This is a genomic window from Caballeronia sp. LZ024 (genome assembly GCF_031451455.1).
Lineage (GTDB): Bacteria > Pseudomonadota > Gammaproteobacteria > Burkholderiales > Burkholderiaceae > Caballeronia > Caballeronia telluris.
Map to the genome: position 1 here is coordinate 391,880 of NZ_JARUXL010000003.1, position 6,214 is coordinate 398,093.

5 protein-coding genes and 1 pseudogene are annotated in these 6,214 nt (G+C 59.9%); 4 read left to right on the forward strand and 2 right to left on the reverse strand.

What is annotated here, in order from left to right; translation table 11 throughout:
- Positions 1–933 (reverse strand): annotated as a pseudogene (locus tag QCE48_RS19280) (molybdopterin dinucleotide binding domain-containing protein); the annotation flags it as partial.
- A gap of 257 nt (positions 934–1,190) precedes the next feature.
- Between QCE48_RS19280 and QCE48_RS19285 the strand changes: the two are divergent.
- The 4 genes from QCE48_RS19285 (at position 1,191) to QCE48_RS19300 (ending at position 5,887) form a co-directional block, all read left to right on the forward strand.
- On the forward strand, positions 1,191–2,462 hold the full coding sequence (locus tag QCE48_RS19285) for an ABC transporter substrate-binding protein (protein ID WP_309788372.1): 1,272 nt from the start codon (positions 1,191–1,193) through the stop codon (positions 2,460–2,462).
- 98 nt (positions 2,463–2,560) lie between these two features.
- A complete protein-coding gene (locus QCE48_RS19290; RefSeq protein WP_309788373.1) occupies positions 2,561–3,436 on the forward strand; it encodes a branched-chain amino acid ABC transporter permease in 876 nt (291 codons plus the stop codon).
- Positions 3,437–3,449: 13 nt separating this feature from the next.
- The gene (locus QCE48_RS19295) at positions 3,450–4,376 is read left to right on the forward strand and encodes a branched-chain amino acid ABC transporter permease (protein WP_309788374.1); all 927 of its coding nucleotides are present in this window, start codon (positions 3,450–3,452) and stop codon (positions 4,374–4,376) included.
- Complete coding sequence (locus QCE48_RS19300; protein WP_309788375.1) at positions 4,373–5,887, forward strand: ATP-binding cassette domain-containing protein; 1,515 nt, start codon at positions 4,373–4,375, stop codon at positions 5,885–5,887. The genes QCE48_RS19295 and QCE48_RS19300 overlap by 4 nt, the downstream gene beginning before the upstream one ends.
- A gap of 25 nt (positions 5,888–5,912) precedes the next feature.
- Here the strand turns inward: QCE48_RS19300 and QCE48_RS19305 are convergent.
- Positions 5,913–6,214, reverse strand: a 302-nt coding sequence (locus QCE48_RS19305) for a hypothetical protein (RefSeq protein ID WP_309794281.1), incomplete at its 5' end; no start/stop codon positions are given.

Below are 6,214 nucleotides of genomic sequence, written 5' to 3' on the forward strand. Positions count from 1 at the left end.
TCAAGCGTCGGATGACGCGTCAATGATGCGTACCGGAATCGACTTCGCGGCCGGTACCTTGCTTTCCTTGGCGTAATGCCAAAGCGGCAATAGAACATTGCACTCTGGATAGTAGCCGCCAATACAGCCTTCGGGTATCTCGTAGGCTTTGACCTGCAGACCCTCCAGGCGGCGGTCGATGCCATCGTTCGCAACAGTCTGGAGCGTAATGATCTGACCTTCGCGAAGCTGGCGCTTTTCGATGTCCGCCTTGTTCATCAGGATCACCATGCGGGTGCCCTTTACGCCGCGGAAGCGGTCTTCGATGTTATAGATCGTTGTATTGAACTGGCTGTCGCTGCGCAACGTCATCAAGCGCAACGCGTCCGGCGGCGTCTCGGGCATGTCGGTGTCCTGGGAGAGCGACTCAGGTGTCAAGAATTCCGCCTTGCCCGACTTGGTTTTCCATTGCCGCTTGGCCGCGGGCAAGGGACGATGAAAGCCGCCGGGCTCCCACATGCGCTGATTGAAGTCGTGAAAAATATCGGAATACGTTTTGGCGATCTCGTCGCGCACCAGCGCATAGTCGTCACGCCAGGCGTCCCAGTTTGCCGTGGATTGAGTACCGAGCGTCGCGTTCGCTATACCGGCGACGATATACGGCTCGGGCCGGGCCTTGTCGCTGGCCGGTTCGGTAACGCCCCGAGAACCGTGTATACAGCCGGTGCTGTCCTCCATCGATACAGCCTGATCACCTAGCGGCGTGCGATGATATTCGATTCGGCTCAAACACGGCAGCACATAGGAGATCTCGCCGTGTACCAGATGACTGCGGTTGAGCCTCGTCGCGACGTTCACGGTCAGCCGCAAACGGCTCCACGCGGGCTCCGTCTGAAGCCGGTCGGGCACCGAACGCACGAGATTGCCGCCTAGGTTGAAGACCGCCTTCACATCAGTGAGGATCAAGACGAGGCATTCTTGTCAAGAGCGGCGAGACTTCGCGTAACGTACGTCTGGAATTCGCGGGCCAATTGTTGCGTTGCACCGGCAACTGGCGACTGGTTACACGTATGAGCTTGAGTCTTAATCGTTATTACTGATACGGCACGGTTTGGCCGAGTGCTATTGTGTTGTGCAAGCGCTTATAAATCCAATATGTAATGTATCTGGCGCTAGTCGTTGCTCCTCATCGAAAAAACGGAGACCAGACAATGTCCAAATGCAAGGCATCGGGGTATCGATTCATCGGGGCCGGTACGTTAGCGGTGGGACTTGGTCTAAGTTTAGGGATGGTCTCCGCGGCGCAGGCGGCTGCAGAGCCGATCAAGATAGGGGTTATCAGCGAGGAGTCGGCCGTCGCGGGCGCCTCCATCAGTAAGTCGGCGCAGCTTGCCGCGGATGAAATTAACGCTCACGGCGGGGTTGACGGAAGGCCCATTCAGATCATCGCGTATGACGACCATTCGTCTGCTTCCGACGGAGTGCGCGCGTTTCAGCGTGCAGCCAATCAAGACAAAGTGGTGGCGATCATCGGCAGCTACATCAGCGAGGTCGCGCTCGCGATGGAACCGTGGTCCGCGCGCTTGAAGATGCCGTTTATCACGCCGGGAGCGGCGAGCAACGATATCTCGAAGCATGTCCACGACGACTACGATCACTATAAATACACTTTCCATGGCTGGATGACCTCGGCCTTTATCGCGCAATCGATCTGCGACTTTTCGCACGATGTGCTTGTCGGTCAGTTCAAAATGAAAACGACCGTCGTCATGAGCGAAGATGCTGCATGGACCAAGCCGCTCGATGAGCGCTATCTCGAATGCTTACCCAAGGCCGGGCTTCAAGTTCTCGACCATATCCGCTTTAACCCGGATACGTCCGATTTCACGCCGATTTTCAACCAGATCGAGGCCAAGCATCCGGATACCATTACCACAGGCATCAGTCATGTGGGAGTGCAGCCGACAGTGCAATGGCACGATCAGCAGGTCCCGATTCCGATGACGGGCCAGAGTTCGCAAGCGACCACCACAAGCTTCTGGAAGGACACGAACGGCGCGACTGAAGGTGTCATTACGGCGTCCGCCGCGGCGCCGGGCGTGGCAATCACGCCGAAGACCGTGCCTTTCGTTGAGGCTTATTCGAAGCGTTTCGGCGTATCGCCGGCTTATTGCGGCTTCACGAGCTATGACCTCGTCTATATTCTCGCCGACGCGATCAAACGCAACCAGGGCTCAACGGACCCGGACCAGATGGTAGTTGCGCTCGAAAAGACCGATTACGTGGGCACGATCGGCCGCTGGCAGTTCTACGGCAAGAGCGATCAGTTCACGCACGCGCTCAAGTACGGACCGGACTACATCAACGGCATCAACTTGCAATGGCAGAACGGCAAGCAGGTCGCGATCTGGCCGAAATCCGTGGCAAACGCAAAGGTCAAATTCCCCGCCTTCGTGAAGGTGCAACAGGCCGCTGCCAACTAGCATCACAATACAGCAACAAGTGTCGCGTAGGGATCGTTCACCGGTCCCATGCCGCTCATTCGTGTGGCTCCGGAGCCTGCCGGACCAAGGGGTCGAGTATGCTGCCGCTGCAGATTCTCATCGACGGCTTTGCCATCAGTTCGCTCTATGCGCTCGGTGCGATCGGGTTCACGTTGATTTTCGGGGTATCCGGGGTGCTCAATCTCGCCCATGGCGGTGTTATGTTGGTGGCCGCGCTGATGGGCTGGATGTTCGCCGGCGAGGCCGGCCTTGGCACCTATCTAGGCACGCCGCTGGGCGTACTGTGCGGCCTTGTCACAGCCTTCGTCACCTATCTGATGGTTGTGCGCCCAATCCAGCGTTCCGCGGCGATCCCCCGAGAAGAGAAGGAGATTTTCGTGCTGACCGGCACGCTGCTCTGGGGCATCATGATCCAACAGGGCATGGCCTATCTCTTCAGCGACAATCCCGTCACGATGCGCCCGCTCATTCCCGGCGTCGCGACGCTCGCAGGCGTGCGGGTGCCCTACAACGAGATCATGATCGCGTTCGTGTGCTGGGTGGTCATCGGCCTGCTGTGGATGTTCGTCAACCGTACGCGGGCGGGCAAGGCGCTGCTTGCGGCGTCGATGAACCCACGCGGGCTCACGTTGCTCGGTTTCGAGCTTTCTCGCGTGTACCTGCTTGCGTGGACCCTGTATGGGTTGCTGGCGGGAATCGCGGGTGTACTGCTTGCGTCGTTTCTCGGCGTGAGTACCAACAACACAGGGCAGCTCACCGCGAGCGCCTTCTCCATCGTTGTGCTGGGTGGGCTCGGCAGCGTGTCGGGCTCGCTGCTGGCGGCCTACGTCGTCGGGTATCTGGAGACTGTCACGGCGTATCTCATCGCTCCGACGCTGCGTCCGCTTCCTGCGCTCCTCCTGCTCGTGCTGGTCGTCTACGTGCGGCCTCAGGGTTTCCTCGGACGGCGCTAGACGGAGATAGTTCATGATCGGTCTGCTTCGCTCGCGCATGCTGTGGACTGCAATGCTGTTCACCGCAGTCGCGGTAACCCTGCCTTGGTGGCTATCCGGCTACATCCTCGGGGTGCTTACGCTCGCGTACTATTTCGGCGTCTTTGCGATGTCCTGGGACCTGCTCTTTGGCTTCGCTGGCGAGGTGAACTTTGGTCCCACGTTTCTGATTGGTCTTGGCGCTTACTCGGCCGCCATCATTGATGCTCATTGGGGTCCGCCAATCGCGGTGTGTGTGGGCACGGGCGGCCTCGTCGCGTTAATCGGCGGGTTGCTACTCGCAGTGCCAGCGCTGCGCCTCCGCGGACCTTACTTCGGGCTCGTCACGCTGGTCGCCGTGCTCCTGCTGCAGAACGCGATCGTGATTTTCGCGGGAGTGACGGGCGGCGAGATCGGCATGATGGTGCCTGACGTAATTTCTGTGGACGCCGGGCACAACTACTGGATCGCGCTGGCGTTCCTTCTCATCTGCGCGGTAATCCTCTTTGGCCTGTCGCGTTCGGCTATTGGCTTGATCTTGCAGGCGAGCGGACAAGACACGGTCGGAGCACAGGCGCTGGGGTTCAACGTGACCAAGCATAAGCTCGCCGCATTCTGCATCAGTGCAGTGTTCTCGGGAGTGGCCGGTGCGATGCTCGTGTTCTATCAGGGCACTGCTTCGGTCAGCACGGTGGTGGATCTCGGCGTAGGTGTGCAGATCATCATCGCGGCAGTCCTGGGCGGGCGCCGCACGATCTTGGGGGCGGTGCTCGGGTCAATCTTCCTCATTGTCGCCGGCGAGTTTCTGCGCCCGCTTGGCCAGATCAACACTTTCGTCGTCGCCGCTGTGGCGCTCGCCGTGATTCTGTTCTTCCCCGACGGCCTTCTCGGCAACCTGCTGCGTGTGAGAGAGAAAGAATGAGCGATACGCCCCGTCTCGCCGTGCGCGGACTTACCAAACGATTTGGCGGCCTCGTCGCCGTAAAGCACATCGGCTTCGACATCAAGTCCGGCGAAATTCTCGGTCTAATCGGTCCAAACGGCTCCGGCAAATCGACAGTGATGAAGCTGATCATGGGCATCGAGCGGCCCAATGCAGGCTCGGTCAAGATCGACGGCACGGAGATGGCCGGCTGGGCACCGCATCGTATTGCCCGGGCGGGAGTCGGCATCGTGTTCCAGCACTCACGGCCGCTGCACCGGCAGACGGTTCTCGAGCATATCAAGCTCGCGCTGTTGCCCGATTCGCTCATCAAGCTCGCCGCCGATCCGCATGTCAACCGACGCGCACGGGAGATCGCCGAGCGCGTCGAACTGGGCGCAGTGATCCATCGCCTTCCGGCCACGCTGCCGTTCGCCGATCTGCGCCGCATGGAGATGGCGAAGGCGATCGCGCGGGACCCGAAGGTCGTGCTCGTTGACGAGCCGTTCGCTGGCCTGACCGCGGCAGAGTCGGAGTCGTTCTCAGCGCTAATCCGCGGTTTTCGCGAGGAGGGCCGCGCGGTGCTCCTCGTCGATCACAACGTGAAAAGCCTGGCGGCGCTCGTCGACCGTGTGCTCGCGATGTATCTCGGCGAGTATGTTGCCGAGGGAACCGCAGACGAGGTTATGCAAAACGAGACGGTGCGGCGCGTTTATCTCGGGGGCAAGATTGAGGCGAAGGAGCGCGCACCGACCGTCGCGCCGAACAAGCGGCGGGTCCTGGATGTACAGGACCTCGGCGTCCTGTACGGCAAGGCGAGGGCGCTCGACCGCGTGAGCCTGCACGTGCGCGAGGGCGAGTTCGTGTCAGTGGTGGGCCTCAACGGTGCGGGCAAGACAACGCTCTTTAACGCCATCTCGGGGATGCTACCCTACGAAGGCACGATCCGCTTTGGCGGACAGAATCTGAAGGACATGAGCGGCGCGGCAATCGCGCGTGCTGGCGTCGTGCAGTGCCCTGAAAGCCGCGAGCTATTCAGCGACATGACTGTGCGGGAGAATCTCGATCTTGGCGGCTATCATCTTCCAGACCGCGTACGCACCGAGCAGTTGGCTTGGCTGTTCGGCCTATTCCCGATCCTGAAGTCGCGGCAAGCTCAGACGGCGCGCACGCTCTCTGGTGGCGAGCAGCAGATGCTCGCCATTGCGCGCGCTCTGATGATGCGGCCGAAGTTACTGATCCTGGACGAGCCGACGCTCGGGCTCGCCCCGGTCATTCTAGACCAATTGTCGCGTGCGATGGAGTCGCTGCAAAAGACCACGCCAATAACGATCCTCCTCGGTGAGCAAAATGTGACGTTCGCGCTGCCACATGCGGACCGCGTGTACGTGCTCGAACACTCGCGAATCATCTGGGAAGGCAGTCCAGGGCGCTTTGAACGGGAGATGGGGCGTGGCTTCCTTGAAGCGTTACCGTCCGACGATCCTACCCCCTACGCAACACGCGCGTAGCAAAACGGCTGTAGGGAAGATCTCCTTATTCGATGGCTCTAAAATCGGCGGACTTTTCGCATTGCTTCAAGGCCGCTCGTCGCAACCTTGCAGCGTATGGAGCTTTACTGAGTTTTCTGCGTTCCGCGGTGGGCCTTACATGCTCGGGCGCGCGTTCGACGAGCACAGCATTCGACTCGATGCCTCTATAAACACGTCGCAATAAGGCTGCAGCGAAGCGCTTTTTCCGTAAGCGCCCGGTGATGGCATCTTGAATCGATGTAGCAGCCTTGGGAGCATCGTGTCCACTTAACGAATAGGTGGACAAGTGAACACTAATGACCAGGA

Bases quoted from the DNA above. Each gene is read 5' to 3' on its own strand.
- QCE48_RS19285 (WP_309788372.1), top strand. From the start codon at position 1,191: ATGTCCAAATGCAAGGCATCGGGGTATCGATTCATCGGGGCCGGTACG.
- QCE48_RS19290 (WP_309788373.1), top strand. From the start codon at position 2,561: ATGCTGCCGCTGCAGATTCTCATCGACGGCTTTGCCATCAGTTCGCTC.
- QCE48_RS19295 (WP_309788374.1), top strand. From the start codon at position 3,450: ATGATCGGTCTGCTTCGCTCGCGCATGCTGTGGACTGCAATGCTGTTC.
- QCE48_RS19300 (WP_309788375.1), top strand. From the start codon at position 4,373: ATGAGCGATACGCCCCGTCTCGCCGTGCGCGGACTTACCAAACGATTT.